Origin of the sequence: Mycobacterium sp., assembly GCF_032162605.1 — a bacterium.
In the GTDB taxonomy this organism is placed as follows: Bacteria; Actinomycetota; Actinomycetes; order Mycobacteriales; family Mycobacteriaceae; genus Mycobacterium.
This window is the reverse complement of sequence record NZ_JAVROT010000456.1, coordinates 1-16,022: the sequence shown is the minus strand read 5'-3', so window position 1 is coordinate 16,022 and position 16,022 is coordinate 1. Positions and strand designations below refer to the sequence as shown.

Sequence of the window (16,022 nt, the reverse complement as noted above, 5' to 3'; positions counted from 1 at the left end):
ATCACAGGCGGTCGTCGAGGTGGATGAAACCGATGGAATCATCCGCGTCTCGGTGTCCGACGATGGCGTTGGCGGAGCCGATTTGTCCCGGGGGTCAGGACTTTTCGGCCTGCGAGATCGGGTGGATGCACTGGGCGGCACAATGTCGGTGAACAGCCCGGCCTCGGGGACGACCCTCGTCGTCGAGCTTCCAACGTCTGCCTAGCGAGGCGAGGGTACGGCTAGGACTGACCGACATCACCCAGCCATTTCTGGGCGATGCTCGCGTAGGTGCCGTCGTGTTGCGCGATGTTGCGCCACTCGTTGACCCATTGCTGAAGGGCCGAATCGGTCCGAGGGATCAGATAGGCCTTCTGCTCGAAGGTGAACGGATGATCGATGCTCGACCCGCACAGTAGGGGGTTCTGTTTGATCTGCCAACGAATTTCGCTCGCATCGGTGATCAGCACGTCGGCGTTGTTGCTGCTCACCTGGTCGAAATGGTGTTGTTGTCGCGGTACCCGACGATGGTCGCATGATGGAGGTTCGCGTTGTCGAATGAGTGGTCGCGGCATTCCCGAGTGCATCTCTGAGAGCGTTATCGACGACGGAACGGTCGAGCTTGATACGGACGTACGACTCGAATGTGGCGAACTGCATGACAAATACCACGTCAACATCCCGATGACAGGTCACGTAACACGGAGGCGTCCGCAAAGGTTGCGCTAGAAACGCGTACACACCGTGCGGCCGGTGTTCGCCGTCCGGTGTCGGGCGGTTCGCTTATGATCGCCGCGCAGCCGGTACTCGGAGTCCGCACCCCCTGGCGTGACGCGAGAACGCTAGCCCTGCCGCCCGACGTCGACCAGGCGCAGCACCGCCGCCCCCTCCTCGTCGGAGGCCTCCAGGTCCACCTCGACGTCGAAGCCCCAATCATGGTCGCCGGCAGGGTCATCCAACACTTGTCGCACCCGCCAGAGGCCGGGCCGCCGGTCGATGATCAGCATGGCTGGGCCCCTCGCGTCGGCGCCCGTGTACACCTCGTCGTGCTCGGCGAAGTACGCGCCGACGACCTCCGCCCAGCGCTCGGACGTCCACCCCGAGTCCGCGTCCAGCAGGCCGAGGTCGTATGAGCGGCGGCGTGCGAACAGCTCGACCCGCCGGAACAGCGCGTTGCGGACCATCGCGGTGAACGCGCGCTCGTTGCCCGTCAGCGGGCGCGGCCGCGCCGGGATGGTCACGGGCGCGTCCAGCGGGTGATCCGGGTTCGTGAGCTGCTCCCACTCGTCGAGCAGGCTCGAGTCGACCTGGCGCACCAACTCGCCAAGCCACTCGACGATGTCGGTGACGTCCTCGGTCCGCGCGGCGGCGGGCACTCCCGAGCGCAGCGCCTTGAAGGCGTCGGACAGGTAGCGCAGCACGGCGCCCTCGGAGCGGACCAGCCCGTAGGTGTTGATGAACTCCCGGAATCCGAACGCCCGCTCCCACATCTCGCGCACGATCGACTTCGGTGAGAGCCGGCCGTCGGCCGCCCACGGGTTGCTCTGCAGGTACGTCTCGAAGGCGTAGCCCAGCAAATCTACGAGCGGCTTGGGATACGTGACGTCGTCCAGCAGTTCCATCCGTTGGTCGTACTCGATGCCCTCCGCCTTCATCTGGGCGACGGCCTCGCCCTTGGCCTTGTTCAGCTGCGCGGCCAGGATCTGCCGAGGATCTTCGAGTGTCGCCTCGATCACCGAAACGACGTCCAGCGCATAGGTTTCCGACGCCGGGTCGAGAACGTCGATCGCGGCGAGCGCGAACGTCGACAGCGGTTGGTTGAGTGCGAAGTCGGGCGGCAGGTCGACGGTCAGCCGGTAGCGCCTGCCGTCGGTCTCGGGTTCGGCGAGGTGCTCCAGGACACCGGCCTGCAGCAGCGAGCGGGCGATGCCGACGGCCTCGCGGATGTGCTGTAGCTGGCGCTTGCGCGGCTCGTGGTTGTCGGTGAGCAAGCGGCGCATCGCGACGAACGGGTCACCGGGACGGTCGACCACGTCGAGGATCATCGAGGTCGACACCCGCATGTTGCTCGTCAGCGGTTCGGGGGTGGCCTCGACCAGCCGGGTCATGGTCGACTCGCTCCACGGCACCATTCCCTCGGGCACCTTGCGGCGCACCAGCTTTCGGCGCTTCTTCGGATCATCGGCGACCTTGGCGAATTGTTTGAGGTTCTCCACCTCGTGGTCGGGCGCCTGCACGACCACGGTGCCCGCGGTGTCGTAGCCGGCCCGCCCCGCCCGCCCGGCGATCTGGTGGAACTCGCGGGCTTGCAGCAGCCGGGTGCGAACGCCGTCGTACTTCGACAGAGCCGAGAAGACGACGGTCCGGATCGGTACGTTGATGCCGACGCCGAGGGTGTCTGTGCCGCAGATGACCTTGAGCAGGCCGGCCTGGGCGAGCTGTTCCACCAGCCGCCGGTACTTGGGCAGCATACCGGCGTGGTGAACACCGATGCCGTGCCGGACCAGTCGCGACAGCGTTGAACCAAAGGCCGTAGAAAAGCGGAAGCGGCCAATATTTGCGGCGATTGCAGCCTTCTCCTCCTTGGTGCTGAAGTTGACGCTCATCAGCGCCTGCGCCCGCTCCAACGCCGAGGCCTGCGTGAAGTGGACGACGTAGATCGGCGCCTGCCTCGTGTCGAGCAGCTCCTGGATCGTCTCGTGCATCGGCGTGGTCGCGTAGTAGTAGTGCAGCGGAACCGGGCGCTCGGCGTTGGCGACCACCACCGTCGGCCTCCCGGTGCGTCGGGTGATGTCCTCGCGGAAGAACGTGACGTCACCGAGTGTGGCGGACATCAAGAGGAATTGGGCGTTCGGCAATTCCAGGAGGGGCACCTGCCAGGCCCAGCCGCGGTCGGGGTCGCCGTAGAAGTGGAACTCGTCCATCACGACGAGAAGATCGGCGGCCGATTCCGACTGGCCGCCCTCGCGCAGCGCGATATTGGCGAGCACCTCCGCGGTGCAGGCGATGATCGGCGCCCCTGCGTTGACCGAGGCGTCGCCGGTCAGCATGCCGACGTTGGCCGCGCCGAATACGTCGCACAGGGCGAAGAACTTCTCGCTGACGAGGGCCTTGATCGGCGCGGTGTAGTAGCTGCGGCGCCCCGCCGCCAGCGCCGCGTACAGCGCACCGGTGGCGACCAGCGACTTACCCGAACCGGTCGGTGTCGCCAGGATGACGTTCGCGCCGCTGAGGAGCTCGATCAGCGCCTCCTCCTGTGCCGGGTACAACACGGTGCCGCTCGCCTCGGCCCATGCGGCGAAGGAGGTGAACAGCTCGTCGGCATCGGCGCCCTTGGCCCGCAGGACGGACAGGTCGCTCGGGTCGTCGAGCAGGGCGGGAGTGGCGGCAAGTGGGCGGGACATCGTGAGGTACAGCGTGCCTGACGGGCATTACGTTCCTGTTGGGGGTGCGCCTCGCCGGTCGGCCAGCCACACCACCAGCCAGATGGCGCAGACGATCGTCACGACCAGGAAGCTCGGTGGCAGGTTGAACATCGCCGACGCGCCCAGGCCGATCCATACCGACGCGACACTGAGAAACGTGGAGATCGCCATCGCCAGAACCGGCCGTGGCGTGAGCATGATCGCCGTCGCGGCCGGTGTGATCACCAGTGCGAACAGAAGCAGTGTGCCAACCGCTTGGACCGCCATCGTCACGGCCAGCGCGAGCAACACCATGAAGAAGATCGACAAGGTGCGGACGGGCAACCCCTTGGCTTCGGCGACCGGAGCATTGATCGAGGCGTACAGCAGTGGGCGGTACATCACGGCGATGCTCAGCGCCAGCAGCGCGAGGAGAGCCGTGAAGGTGAGGAGTTGGTCCTTCGAGATCGCCAGCAGATTGCCGAACAGGACGTTGGTCATCGTGTTCGAATTCTTGGTGGCCAGTGAATTGAAGAACAGGCCAAGACCGGTGGCGAAGGCCAGGATGGTTCCGGTGACCACGTCGCGGTCGGCAGCACGTTTGCCCAGCGCGCCGATCACGAGAGCGCCACCGACGCAGAACACGCCGAGACCAAGCACGGGTGGAACCCCCAGGAGGACCGCGCCGGTGGCGCCGGGTAGTCCGATGTGGGCGAGGGCGTGCGCCGCGAATGCGGTGCGCCGCACGACGATGAAGTAACCGATCAGCCCTGCGGCCAGCGCGACTATGGTTCCGCCGATCACGGCGTTGCGCATGAACGGCGACGTGAGAATCTGCCACCAGTTGTGCTGATAGCCCAGTGCCACCAAATGGGCTGTCACAGAACGCTCCTCATGTAGAGCTCGCCCTGAGGGGTGTGCGCGACGCGAACCGGCGTGCCGTACAGGTGGGTGAGCAACGCATCGTCGACCACGGTGGCGATGGGTGCGTAGTGGGCGTGTTCGTCGAGGAGATAGATCGCGCTGTCGAGGATCGGCAGCAGGGGGTTCAGGTCATGGGCGACGACGAGGATGGTCACCGCCAGTTCGCGGTGCAAGCGCTCGAGCAGCAAGACCATCTCGCGCTGACTGCGCAGATCCAGCGAGGCCAATGGTTCGTCGAGGATCAACAGGTGAGGCCGCCCGACCAATGCCTCGGCGATCGCCACCCTTTGACGTTGTCCCCCGGAGAGCATCGACAACCGCGTGCCTGCGAAGTCGGTCGCTTCCACCGCCGCCAACGTGTCGGCGACCCGTTGGCGTTGCGCCGCCGTAGCACGACCCCACGTCCAGAGCCGGCCGGTCAGGCCCAGCAGCACCGCATCGATCGCGCGAATCGCCCCCCCGGCGCTGGCGGCGTAGTGCTGAGGAACGTAGCCAATGCGTTCGTTGTCCTCGCCGGGACGCCGGCCGAAGACCCGAAGCTGCCCCGACGCCGCGGGCAGCAGACCGAGAATCATCTGCAGCAGCGTCGTCTTGCCTGCGCCGTTGGAACCGATGACCGCGACGATGCCGCCTGCGGGCACGTCGAACGAGGCCTGCGACCAGATCAGGCGACCGCCGCGAATCGCGCTGACGTCGTCGAACTCCAGCGCCAGGCGCGTCGCCACCGGATCAGGCGTTGACACCGAGCGCCTTGGCGAGTGCGCTCAGCTGGGCGTCCTGCCAGCCCACGAAGGAGTCCTGCCCGGGCGGAATCGTCTCGGTGACCTCCACGACGGGCACCCCGGCCTGCTCGGCCGCCGAGCGAATCTGCGCGGGGATCGATCCCTCGGTTTGCGTGTTGTAGATCAGCACGTCGACCTGGTGCTCGGCCAGAGCACTCCGGAAGGCTTCGATGTCGGCCGGCGACGGCTCCGACTCGTTGGCCGCCGCCTGCTGGTATCCGTTCGGCGTCCTGTCGACCAGTCCGAGTGCCTGCGCCTGATAGTCGAAGACGCTCTCGGTGGCCGCGTAGGACTTGCCCGAAGCTCCGGCCTTGATCTCGTCGATCAGGCCGGTGTACGGATTCAACGCCGTGGTGAATGCCGAGCGTCGTCCAGCGAAATAGCTTGCCGACTGCGGATCGAGCTTGCTCAACTCCGCCGCCACGGCGTCGGATACGGCGTTCACGGCGGTCGGGCGGTACCACAGGTGCGGGTTGGCGCCCTCCGGTGTGTTGGTGACCTTGGCTGCGTCGACGACCGGTGCGGCCGGCGCCGACGTGGCCGCGAGGTCTGCCGCCCAGTGGTCGTAGTCAGCGCCGTTGAGCACGATCAGTTTGGCGCCTGCGAACGCCACGGCATCCGCCGGCGAGGGCTCATAGGCGTGCGGATCGACCGATGAACTGGCCAGCACCGTCTTGACCTTCGTGCACGCGCCGCCGAGCTCGGAGACGATGTCGCCCCACTGATCGACGCTGACCACGACGTCGATTGGGGCGGTCGGACACGGTTCGGCGGTTGCGGTGCCGCCAGCGGCCGGCTGCGACTGATCGGGTTGCTCGGAGCCACAGGCAACCACGCCCCAGGTGAGTGCGATGGCAGCCGACGCGGCGAGGTGCCGGGAAGTCAGGATCATGCCTGAAACGATAATCGTTTCCAATAGGCTGCGCGAATCCGGGGCCGATCCCGACCCAATCGGCAACAAGACCAGGGCGTGGTCCGTCGTTTCAGGGCATGCATGTCGGTCGGTTCTCCACCGTTTTTCGATGAGTTTCCGGCGTTCGGATGAATCCGCGGCAGTCCGTCCGTTCTGGCGGGCAAGGAGCTGTCGGAACGAGCAGGGAAGGCTCATCATGAGGATCGTCGTCATTGGGGGAACCGGCTTGGTCGGGTCAAAGTTGGTGCACGTTTTGACCGATCACGGTCACGACGCCGTCGCCGCGGCTCCCTCCACCGGCGTGAACACGCTCACCGGCGACGGCCTCTCCGACATTCTGAACGGGGCCGCAGTAGTCGTCGACGTGTCGAACTCGCCATCGTTCAGCGAGGCCGCGGCGATGGAGTTCTTCACCAGGTCCACCGCGAACCTGCTCGCGGCCGAGGCCGAAGCCGGTGTCGACCACCACATTGCGCTGTCCGTAGTGGGGACCGATCTGCTGGCCGCTGGGAGCGGATACTTCCGGGCGAAGCTGGCCCAGGAGAAGCTCATCAGCGCGGGCCGAATTCCCTACTCCATCCTGCATGCGACGCAGTTCTTCGAGTTCCTCAAGACCATTGCCGATTCCGCGACCGTGGACGACGAGGTGCGACTGCCCTCGGCGCTCATCCAGCCGATGGCATCCAGCGACGTTGCTCTTGCGGCCGCCATTGCCGCCGTCGGTGACCCGCTCAACGGCATCACCGAAGTGGCTGGACCGGTGCAATTCCATCTTCCCGATCTGATTCGGACCGCCCTGACTGCCCGCGGCGATGGTCGCCAGATCATCGCCGACCCCGCCGCACGGTACTGGGGGGTCGAGATCGACGAGCGCACACTCCTTCCCGGGGATGGTGTGATCCTCTTCGATACCGCCTTCGAGGACTGGATCCTCGAAAGCGCGGCCAGGGCGTGATCGAACCGATTCGGCACCACCACAATTCATAAAACGAGAATCCTCGGCCACACCTTCACCCGTGGTTCCGAAGCCTGTGTCACGGCGGGCCCTTGGCAGGTGCGAGATGGGAAGGGCAGCCGGAAGCGTGTTGGCCGCTGACCCGTGGGACGAGCGGGAGTACGAGATGTATCCGCCCGCAATGGGTTTTCCGTACCGACCGCGGCGATTCGACTTCGCCGAACAGCGCTACGGTGCACTTGGCATCGAGCGCGATGGCCTGGGGCCCGCCAGCGTGCGGCCATTGCGAACTGGGACTGCTTCGGTGCACCCTGCCGAAGGGCTGCACAGTTGCCCGCAGATGGCATGGGCGAAGGTTCGCAGGACTGTCGCGGAAGTCGGTCACCCCGGACGAGCTGATGGTCTTCTCCGGTACGTCGATCGGGTTCGAGGACGTCGCGGTGGAATACGCGCGCACGGGCCGGGCCCCGCTCGACGAGACGGTCACGTACGTCGGCTGACCCCCAAATGGCAACTCCCGAACCGAAGGCCATCGCGCCACTGGCTAGAATCGCGTGGGGTCGTTTAGGGAGTTCTTCATGTCGAGCCAGGGTCGGCGGCAAAGCCTGCGCGGTCGCGCTACCGAATGCAAGACCCTTCAAAGTCTGATGTCGACCGTCCGATCGGGTAGCTACCAGGTGCTGGTGTTGCGCGGAGAAGCGGGTGTCGGCAAGACCGCACTGCTTGGGTACACCTCGGAGCTGGCGTCCGGATTCCGCTCGACCCAGGTGGCAGGCGTCGAATCCGATATGGAACTGGCCTTCGCCGGCCTGCAACAGCTGTGTGCGCCGCTGGACGGGCATCTTGACGAGCTGCCCGAACCACAGCGCGAGGCGCTGAATGTGGCTTTCGGGCGTGGAGTCGGAGCGACCCCGGACCGATTCCTGGTCGGGTTGGCCGTATTGAGCCTGATGTCTGCAGCTGCTCGTGCGCAACCCCTGCTGTGTGTCATCGACGACGCGCAGTGGCTCGACCAGGTGTCGGTGCAGACCCTCGGTTTCGTCGCGCGCCGCTTGATGGCCGAGCCGGTCGCGCTGGTGTTCGCAGTACGCGACGCCCCCGACATATTGGCCGGTCTACCAGAGCTCGTGATCACAGGCCTGTCTGACGGCGACGCCCGCGAGTTGCTGGAATCAGTGATGGTGAGCGGGATCGACCCGAGAGTGCGGGACCGAATCGTCGCGGAGACACGCGGGATTCCGCTGGCCCTGCTTGAGGTGCCCCGAAATGTCACCTCGGCGGAACTGGCCGGTGGGTTCTGGACCTCCGGCGCGCGACCCTCGGCGGGACAGATCGAGGAAAGCTTTGTGCACCGTATTCAGTCCCTGCCTGACTCGACCCGACAGCTACTGCTTGTCGCCGCTGCCGAGCCCGTGGGCGACTCCGCGTTATTTCTGCGAGCGGCAGCCCGGCTGGGAATTCCAGTCGACGCACTTGCGCCGGCAGAGGCCGCCGGAGTGATCGAGTTCGGTCCGCGGATGCGCTTTCACCATCCGTTGGCGCGTTCGGCGGCCTACCTTGCGGCGGAACTGACCGAACGCCGCGCGGTGCACCTCGCCTTGGCGGAGGCGACTGACGCCGACCTCGATCCCGATCGTCGGGCCTGGCATGCCGCCAACGCCGCGGCAGGACCAGACAATGCGGTGGCCGCCGAGTTGGAAACCTCAGCGGGCCGGGCCCAGAGCAGGGGCGGTGTGGCCGCCGCAGCCACCTTCCTGGAACGCGCGGCAGTGCTGACGTCTGACCCGACCCTGCGGGGAGCCAGGGCGATTGCCGCCGCGCAGGCGAAGCGGGATGCGGCGGCGCCTGACGCGGCCTACCAGCTTCTCGCGATAGCCGAATTGGGACCGCTGTCCGCGCGTCAGCAGGCCCAGGTCGCCCGGATGCGCGCACAGATGGAATTCGTACGCAGCCGTGGTGGTGAAACAGGTGCGCTCACGACGAGTGAAGCCGCAGCGCAACTGCTCAGGGCCGCCAAGGGACTCGACGGCCTCGACGACAACCTGGCACTAGAGACCTACCTCGAGGCGCTCACCGCTGCGATGTACGCGGGTCGGCTCGGGGAACCCGGCAGACTCGCGGAGATCGCCAACGCCGCCCGCGTCGCCGTCAGTCGGGTGCCAGAACTGCGGCGTCCGATCGACTTCCTGTTGAGCGGGATGGCGAGTCGGATCCTGGATGGCCCCGGCGCCGGTTCCGACCACCTACGCTCCGCATTGGAGTGCTGGACCGACTACGCGCAAAACGACGACCGCCGATCCGTGGTTTGGCCGTTCCCGATAGCGCAAGAGTCCGCCGCGCACGAACTCTGGGACGATGCGGTCTTACAGCAGATCGCCACCGACACGCTGCGGTGTGCACGTGACACCGGTGCGCTGGCGGTGATTCCACCAGCGCTCGGCTATCGGGCCGGCGTTCATGCCTACCGGGGCGAATTGAACACGGCGGCAAGACTTATCGAAGAGGCCAACGCAATCACCGCGTCAATGGGATTCACGCCGGTGAAGTATCACTCGCTGAATCTCGCCGCCTGGCGGGGGGTACCTGCGGACGCGGTGGGCCTGATCGAGGCGGCTGCGTCGGACGGCACCGCCAGGGGCGAAGGCAGACTGATTGGCCTGAGCAAATTCGCCACCGCCGTCCTCTACAACGGCCTCGGTCGGTACGAGGAGGCATTCGCGGCCGCCCGTGACGGCTGTGTGTACGAGGACCTAGGGTTTCACAGCTGGTGCCTGTTCGAGTTCATCGAAGCCGCGGCACACATCGGTGACCTGGAATCCGCCGCCGCGGCCCTGCCGCGGTTCGAGGAGCGGGCGGGCGCCAGTGGAAACGACTGGGGGCTGGGTGCGGTGGCAAGCGCGCGAGCACTTCTCGCTTCCAACGAGCACGCCGAAGGCTACTTCACGGAGGCCATTGGCCGGCTCGAACGCGCGAACATCGTGCTGCACTTGACGCGCGCCCGGTTGTCGTATGGCGAATGGCTGCGGCGGGTGAATCGCCGTCTGGATGCCCGCCAGCAACTCAACACCGCATACGACACGTTCACCACCATGGGCGCGCAAGGTTTCGCTGAGCGCGCCCGCCGTGAGCTGGCCGCGACCGGTGAGAAGGTGCGCAAACAGAAGGTCGGGTCCGGCGACGAGTTGACCGCCCAGGAAACCCAGATTGCCCGGCTGGCCGCAGACGGCCTGACGAATCCTGAGATCGGTGCGCAGCTGTTCATCAGCACGCACACGGTGGAATGGCACCTGCGGAAGGTGTTCGTCAAGTTCGGCATCACCTCGCGCAGGCAGTTGCGCACCGTGTCCTGGGCGAGCTGAAGCCGGCAACGCGGCAACCGCGCCCTGAACCACTAACTCCGTCCGTCACTACGGACTACGGACCACGGACTTCCAAGGGTTCTCTTCGTCTTCGCAGCCGCGAGTCTGATCTCGACAGCCCACGACGGGCTCTCACAGGACGAACGCAACCGGAGGTTCATCGTGAAGGTAGTCGTCATCGGCGGCACCGGGTTCATCGGCTCGAAGGTGGTGGCCAAGCTCACCGAGCACGCTCACGAGGCCGTCGCGGCTTCGCCGGCATCGGGTGTCAACACCCTCACCGGCAAGGGTCTGGACGAGGTACTGACCGGTGCACAGGTCGTGGTCGACGTCGCAATTCCCCGTCCTTCCAGGATGGGCCCGCGTTGGAGTTCTTCGGCACCGGCACGCGCAACCTGCTCAACGCAGCGGAGTCGGCCATCCCCTTCTCGATCGTGCGCGCGACCCAATTCTACGAGTTCGTCGGGCGCATCGCAGATTCGGCGACCGACGGTGACACCGTGCGGGTTTCGTCCGCGCCCGGCCAGCCGATGGCCGCCGATGACGTCGCGACCGCCGTTGCCCGTACCGCCGCGGCGACGGTGTTCCCGACCCGCTTCACGGACTGGCTCGTCGACAACGCGCCCGCGCCGGTCCGATAACACCTCGGCGTAACGCAACCAAGGAGATTGACATGACTTCAACGAAGACTTCCGTACGCAACACGTCCGGGTCGGACGGAGATCTCGCCGCCCGCTTCGCCCGTGAAGCGGAGCCCCTGTTCGACGTCCTTTCGCGTGGGGCGCGGCGACTGACCCACAACGACGCCGACGCCGAGGATCTGCTGCAGGACGCACTGCTGCACGCATATGCGGGCTTTCACACCTTCCAGGAAGGCAGCAACCTCAGGGCGTGGCTCTTCCGGATTCTCTACAACCGGTGGGTGAGCACACACCGCTTCAAGCAGCGGCGTCCGTCTGAGGTTTCGGTAGACGATGTCACCGAGCGGGACATCGCCGATGGCGCCGCGCGACTGCCGGCGGCCCAACGCTCCGCGGAGGCAGAAGTACTGGATGCGTTGCCGGACTACGGTATCAAGGCCGCGATGGACGCCTTGCCGGACGGCTTTCGGGCCGTGGTGTACTACGCCGACGTGCAGGGATACACGTACGCGGAAACCGCCGAGATTCTCGGCATCCCGGTGGGAACCGTGATGTCGAGGGTGTCACGTAGCCGGCAACGGCTGCGCGTCGCACTGGCTCACCTGGCCCCCAGCCGAGGCGACTTCGCCGCGGTCGAACAGCGCGTCGCGTAAAGGAGATGTGTGCAATGGATACGAAGGACTTGACCGGCCAGGCGGCGTTGATCACCGGTGGAACCGCAGGCATCGGCCTGGCGTGCGCCCACCTGCTCGCAGATGAAGGCGCCTCGGTCATCCTCACCGGTCGAGACGTGTCGCGCGGGAAGGCCGCGGCTGCGGCGATCAACGGGACCGCGCGCTTCGTCCAAGCTGATCTGTCGGACATCGATTCGGTGAAATCGCTTGTACGGCAAGTCGGCGACGTCGACATTCTGGTCAACAACGCTGCCAGCTTCCCGGCGGCAGTCACCGTCGACCAGGACCTCGAGTCGTTCGAGAAGACGTTCGACACCAACGTCCGCGGCACCTACTTCCTGGCCGCCGGACTGGTGCGGGGGATGCTTGAGCGAGGACGTGGCAGCATCGTCAACGTCACCACGATGGTCGCCTCCAAGGGCGTTCCCGGCGCGTCTGCCTACAGCGCGTCCAAGGCCGCCGTGGAATCGCTCACCCGCACCTGGGCGGCCGAGTTCGGCCCGCGCGGGATTCGGGTCAACAGCGTCGCCCCCGGCCCCACCAGAACCGAAGGCGTCCTGGCCGAATGGGGTGACACCAACGAGGAACTCGGCCGTGCACTCCCATTGGGCCGCACCGCCGAGCCCGAGGAGATCGCCCACGCGGTGCTCTTTCTGGCCTCACCACGGTCCAGTTTCATCACGGGCTCAACACTGCACGCCGACGGTGGCGGCACCGCTATCTGAAGCCAATCTGACGCCATCTGAGAACTACAACCAAGGAGGAATGACCGATGTCGAAGACATACGATGCCGCATGGGAGAACGCGTTCACCGTCGTGCAGGAAGTGCGGCCGCCTTTCATCCCGGAGGGCGCCGAAGCCATGACCGTTGTGATCAATTACCCGCCGGGCAATGCGGGCGCACCGCCACACCGGCACCCCAGCGGCCCGGCGTTCGGCTACATGCTGGAAGGCGAAATGCTCTTCGAACTCGAAGGGCAGCCGCCGCGCGTCATTCATGCCGGCGAAGCGTTCTGGGAACCCGGCGGCGACGTCATTCACTACTCGGATGGCAACAACCGCGATGACATCCCTAGCCGTTTCGTCGTCACGATGCTCTGCGTCCCTGGCCAACCCATGCTCACCCTCGTCGACGAGGAAGAACTTGCGACACGCAAGCACCTGCGAATCCCGGCCGAATCGTCCACGCCGAAACCCAGTGGGCAGGAGTGAGTTCCGATGTCCCCGTTCGTCTCCGAGCCGCCCGGCACGCAGATCAAGGCTGACCCGACCCGTTTGGCGGTCTTCAAGTACTACGTCCGCAACCGACATGACCGTCGTGTACGCACCCAGCCCCAATGCCCGAGCCAGCCTGGCCGGGCTTCGCGGGCCTCCGCGCCGAGGCCGGCGACCGGGAGATCCCCGTCGTGGCGCCGGAGCTCCGGTAAATTTGTGCCCGTCAGGGCTGGAACTCGTTCACTTCCCGCAGCTTGTTCGTCACGTCGAGAGCGGCGGTCTTGTAGGCCTCCGAGAACGTCGGATAGTTGAACACCGCGTCGACGAGGTAGTCGACCGTGCCCCCGCAGCCCATGACGGCCTGGCCGATGTGCACCAGCTCGGTGGCATTGCTGCCGAAGATGTGCACGCCGAGCAGCTTGCGGTCGTCGGTGGACACCAGCAGTTTGAGCATGCCGTGGGAATCGCCTGCGATCTGGCCGCGCGCCAGTTCGCGGTACCGGGACACGCCGAACTCGTAGGGCACGGCGTCCTTGGTGAGTTCGGCTTCGGTGGCGCCTACGTAGGAGACCTCGGGGATCGTGTAGATGCCGATGGGCTGCAGAGCGGTCATGTCGTTCGCCGGTTCTCCGAAGGCGTGATAGGCGGCCAGTCGCCCCTGGTCCATCGACGTCGCCGCCAACGCAGGAAAGCCGATGACGTCACCCACCGCGAAGATGTGCTCGACACTCGTGCGGAACTGCTGGTCGACCACGAGACGGCCGCGACGATCCGTTTCCAGGCCCGCCGAATCGAGGTCCAGGCCCGCTGTAAGCCCTTGCCGCCCAGCCGAATACATGACCGTGTCGGCGGCGACGCGCTTGCCGCTTGCCAGCGTGGTCAGCGTTGTCGTCGAGCCGATCTCCACGCCGGTGACTTCCTCGCCGAACCGGAACGTGACCGCCGACTCCCTGAGGTGAAACCGGAGCGCCTCGACGATCTCGGCGTCACAGAAGTCGAGCATGGACTCTCGCTTCTCCACCACGGTCACCTTCGTGCCGAGGGCAGCGAAGATCGACGCGTACTCGATGCCGATCACTCCCGCTCCGACCACGACCATCGATGAAGGGACCTTCTTCAGACCGAGGATGCCGTCGGAGTCCAGCACGCGTTCGTCGTCGAACTCGATGCCGTCGGGACGCGCGGGCTTGGTGCCGGTGGCGATGACGATGTGATCGCCGCTGACGGTGGTGTGCTCGGCGTCGTCGTCGTTCTCGACGACGACGGTGTGCGGATCGACGAACCGACCGTGCCCGGTGAAGAGATCGATCTTGTTGCGCATCAACTGGGAGCGCACCACGTCGACTTCCTTGGTGATGACGTGGGCGGTTCGGACGTGCAGATCCTCGGTCGTGATCCTGTCCTTGACGCGGTAACTGGCGCCGTAGAGCTCACGTTGATTCATTCCCGTGAGGTAGACGACGGCCTCGCGCAGCGTCTTGGACGGAATCGTGCCGGTGTTGACGCACACCCCGCCGAGCATCCAGCCGCGTTCGATCACCGCGACCTTCTTGCCCAGTTTGGATGCCGCGACCGCCGCCTTCTGCCCGCCCGGGCCCGAGCCGATCACCACCAGGTCGTACTCCGCTTCCGATGCCATGCGACATGGGGTTCCCCGAAACGCCCCGATCCAAAGGTGAAGCTTTGGCGAAATGGGACTGGCGTCAACTCCTCGTAAGAGTCGCCGACGACGTGGCACTGATCGGCGGTGATCGACGGATCTACATTGGTCAGGCAAAGGATCAGCGTGCCAAGAGCTTTCAGCGGATCGACGTCTCTTCGACGGTCATCGGGACCGGCGCGACGAGGGTGGCGCGTAGGGTTCTCCCGTGCCTGACGTTCCGCCCAGCCCCGAGCCGTTCACTCCGCGGACCGACCCCGCGGCGTTGGAGGACCTTCGCGCGCGCCTGCGCGCGACGCGTTGGCCGGACGCACCCGAGGACGCCGGGTGGTCGCTCGGGACCGACCTCGCGTACCTCCACGAATTGGTCGCATACTGGGCCGACGGGTTCGACTGGCCCGCGCAGGAGGCGGCACTCGCGCGGCTGCCCCGCTTCCGGGTTTCCCTGGGCGGCCTCGGAATCCACTTCGTCCATGCCCGGGCCGCCACGTCGGTCGGGCCGATGCTGCCACTGGTTCTCAGTCACGGCTGGCCAGACTCGTTCTGGCGCTACTCGAAGGTCATTCCGCTCCTCACCGACCCCGGCGCGCACGGCGCCGACCCCGCGGACGCCTTCGACGTGGTGGTGCCCGACATGCCTGGCTACGGCTACTCCGACCGACCCACCGGGCCACCCCTCGACGCGATCGCGGTCGCCGGTCTGTGGGCCCAGCTCATGGGCGTTCTCGGTTATGCCCGGTTCGGCGCGGCGGGCGGGGACATCGGCAGCAACGTGAGCCGCTACCTGGGGCTCGACCACGCCGACCGGGTGGTGGCCGTACACCGCACCGACGCGGGCCTGCCCGTCTTCGACGGCGACCCGGCCGATCTTGCGCCAGAGGAGCGGGCGTGGCTCGAAGCCGCAAGGTCGTGGGGCGCCGCCGAGGGTGCCTACGCCGCCATGCACCGAACCAAACCGCAGACCGCGGCGTTCGGGCTCGCCGACTCGCCGGTCGGGCTGGCGGCGTGGATCGTCGAGAAGCTCCGAGCGTGGAGTGACTGCGACGGCGACGTCGAGCGGCGCTTCACCAAGGACGAAATCCTCACCAACGTCACGCTTTATTGGCTGACGGGGACGATCGGCTCTTCGATGCGCATGTACCACGCGAACGGCGCGGTCTCACCCGCACAGCACGCCCGCCGGGTCGAAGTTCCCTCCGGCTTCACGATCTTTCCCGGTGAAATCGCCCGTCCACCGCGGGCATGGCTCGATCGAGTGGCCAACGCCGTGCGCGTGACCGAACCCGCCCGCGGCGGGCACTTCGCGCCGTTCGAGGAGCCCGAGCTCTACGCGGAGGAGCTGCGCGCGTTCTTCCGCCCCTACCGGCCAGCGGCGACGGGCTGAGCACGCCGCCGCGCGCGGCTGGCATGTCTCGCACACGTAGGTCCCGCGGCCGGCGGCGACCATCGTGGTGTTCCCGCATCGCACGCACGGCTCGCCCGCGCGCAGGTGAATGAGGCACTCGTCCTGCAAGG

12 protein-coding genes and 4 pseudogenes are annotated in these 16,022 nt (G+C 66.4%); 9 read left to right on the top strand and 7 right to left on the bottom strand.

Annotated features, from left to right (window positions below):
• Positions 1-205 (top strand): annotated as a pseudogene (locus QOI01_RS25550) (histidine kinase); the annotation flags it as partial.
• 16 nt (positions 206-221) lie between these two features.
• On the opposite strand, the gene QOI01_RS25545 reads toward QOI01_RS25550, so the two are convergent.
• The 5 genes from QOI01_RS25545 to QOI01_RS25525 form a co-directional block, all read right to left on the bottom strand.
• A complete protein-coding gene (locus tag QOI01_RS25545) occupies positions 222-470 on the bottom strand; it encodes a hypothetical protein (RefSeq protein WP_526385954.1) in 249 nt (82 codons plus the stop codon).
• 351 nt (positions 471-821) lie between these two features.
• Positions 822-3,383 carry a DEAD/DEAH box helicase gene (locus tag QOI01_RS25540; protein WP_526385952.1) on the bottom strand — a complete coding sequence of 854 codons (2,562 nt, stop codon included), beginning with the start codon at positions 3,381-3,383 and terminating at the stop codon, positions 822-824.
• A gap of 27 nt (positions 3,384-3,410) precedes the next feature.
• Entirely contained in the window at positions 3,411-4,265 is an 855-nt protein-coding gene (locus QOI01_RS25535; protein ID WP_526385950.1) for a metal ABC transporter permease, read from the bottom strand.
• Positions 4,262-5,050, bottom strand: coding sequence for a metal ABC transporter ATP-binding protein (locus QOI01_RS25530; RefSeq protein WP_526385948.1), 789 nt, complete (start codon positions 5,048-5,050; stop codon positions 4,262-4,264). Before QOI01_RS25530 ends, QOI01_RS25535 begins: the two co-directional genes overlap by 4 nt.
• Complete coding sequence (locus QOI01_RS25525) at positions 5,037-5,828, bottom strand: metal ABC transporter solute-binding protein, Zn/Mn family (protein WP_526385956.1); 792 nt, start codon at positions 5,826-5,828, stop codon at positions 5,037-5,039. The genes QOI01_RS25530 and QOI01_RS25525 overlap by 14 nt, the downstream gene beginning before the upstream one ends.
• A gap of 370 nt (positions 5,829-6,198) precedes the next feature.
• Between QOI01_RS25525 and QOI01_RS25520 the strand changes: the two genes are divergently transcribed.
• From QOI01_RS25520 to QOI01_RS25490, 7 genes and pseudogenes are all read left to right on the top strand, one after another.
• Positions 6,199-6,957 (top strand): SDR family oxidoreductase, encoded by a 759-nt coding sequence (locus tag QOI01_RS25520; RefSeq protein ID WP_526385946.1) that lies wholly within the window; start codon positions 6,199-6,201, stop codon positions 6,955-6,957.
• Between the two features lie 50 nt (positions 6,958-7,007).
• Positions 7,008-7,457, top strand: a pseudogene (locus QOI01_RS25515) (nitroreductase family protein); the annotation flags it as partial.
• 78 nt (positions 7,458-7,535) lie between these two features.
• Positions 7,536-10,316, top strand: coding sequence for a helix-turn-helix transcriptional regulator (locus QOI01_RS25510; RefSeq protein WP_526385944.1), 2,781 nt, complete (start codon positions 7,536-7,538; stop codon positions 10,314-10,316).
• A 162-nt stretch (positions 10,317-10,478) separates the two neighbouring features.
• Positions 10,479-10,888 (top strand): annotated as a pseudogene (locus QOI01_RS25505) (NAD-dependent epimerase/dehydratase family protein); the annotation flags it as partial.
• Between the two features lie 101 nt (positions 10,889-10,989).
• Complete coding sequence (locus QOI01_RS25500; RefSeq protein ID WP_526385942.1) at positions 10,990-11,610, top strand: RNA polymerase sigma factor; 621 nt, start codon at positions 10,990-10,992, stop codon at positions 11,608-11,610.
• A gap of 14 nt (positions 11,611-11,624) precedes the next feature.
• Complete coding sequence (locus tag QOI01_RS25495; protein ID WP_526385940.1) at positions 11,625-12,356, top strand: SDR family NAD(P)-dependent oxidoreductase; 732 nt, start codon at positions 11,625-11,627, stop codon at positions 12,354-12,356.
• Positions 12,357-12,403: 47 nt separating this feature from the next.
• On the top strand, positions 12,404-12,844 hold the full coding sequence (locus tag QOI01_RS25490) for a cupin domain-containing protein (RefSeq protein ID WP_526385939.1): 441 nt from the start codon (positions 12,404-12,406) through the stop codon (positions 12,842-12,844).
• Between the two features lie 226 nt (positions 12,845-13,070).
• On the opposite strand, the gene sthA is transcribed toward QOI01_RS25490, so the two are convergent.
• Positions 13,071-14,486: a Si-specific NAD(P)(+) transhydrogenase gene (sthA, locus tag QOI01_RS25485; RefSeq protein ID WP_526385937.1), complete on the bottom strand. Its 1,416-nt coding sequence runs from the start codon at positions 14,484-14,486 to the stop codon at positions 13,071-13,073.
• 229 nt (positions 14,487-14,715) lie between these two features.
• Here sthA and QOI01_RS25480 point away from each other — a divergent pair, with 229 nt between their 5' ends.
• On the top strand, positions 14,716-15,891 hold the full coding sequence (locus tag QOI01_RS25480) for an alpha/beta fold hydrolase (protein WP_526385935.1): 1,176 nt from the start codon (positions 14,716-14,718) through the stop codon (positions 15,889-15,891).
• Between the two features lie 24 nt (positions 15,892-15,915).
• On the opposite strand, the pseudogene QOI01_RS25475 reads toward QOI01_RS25480, so the two are convergent.
• A pseudogene (locus tag QOI01_RS25475) lies at positions 15,916-15,975 on the bottom strand (hypothetical protein); the annotation flags it as partial.
• Between the last annotated feature and the right edge of the window lie 47 nt (positions 15,976-16,022).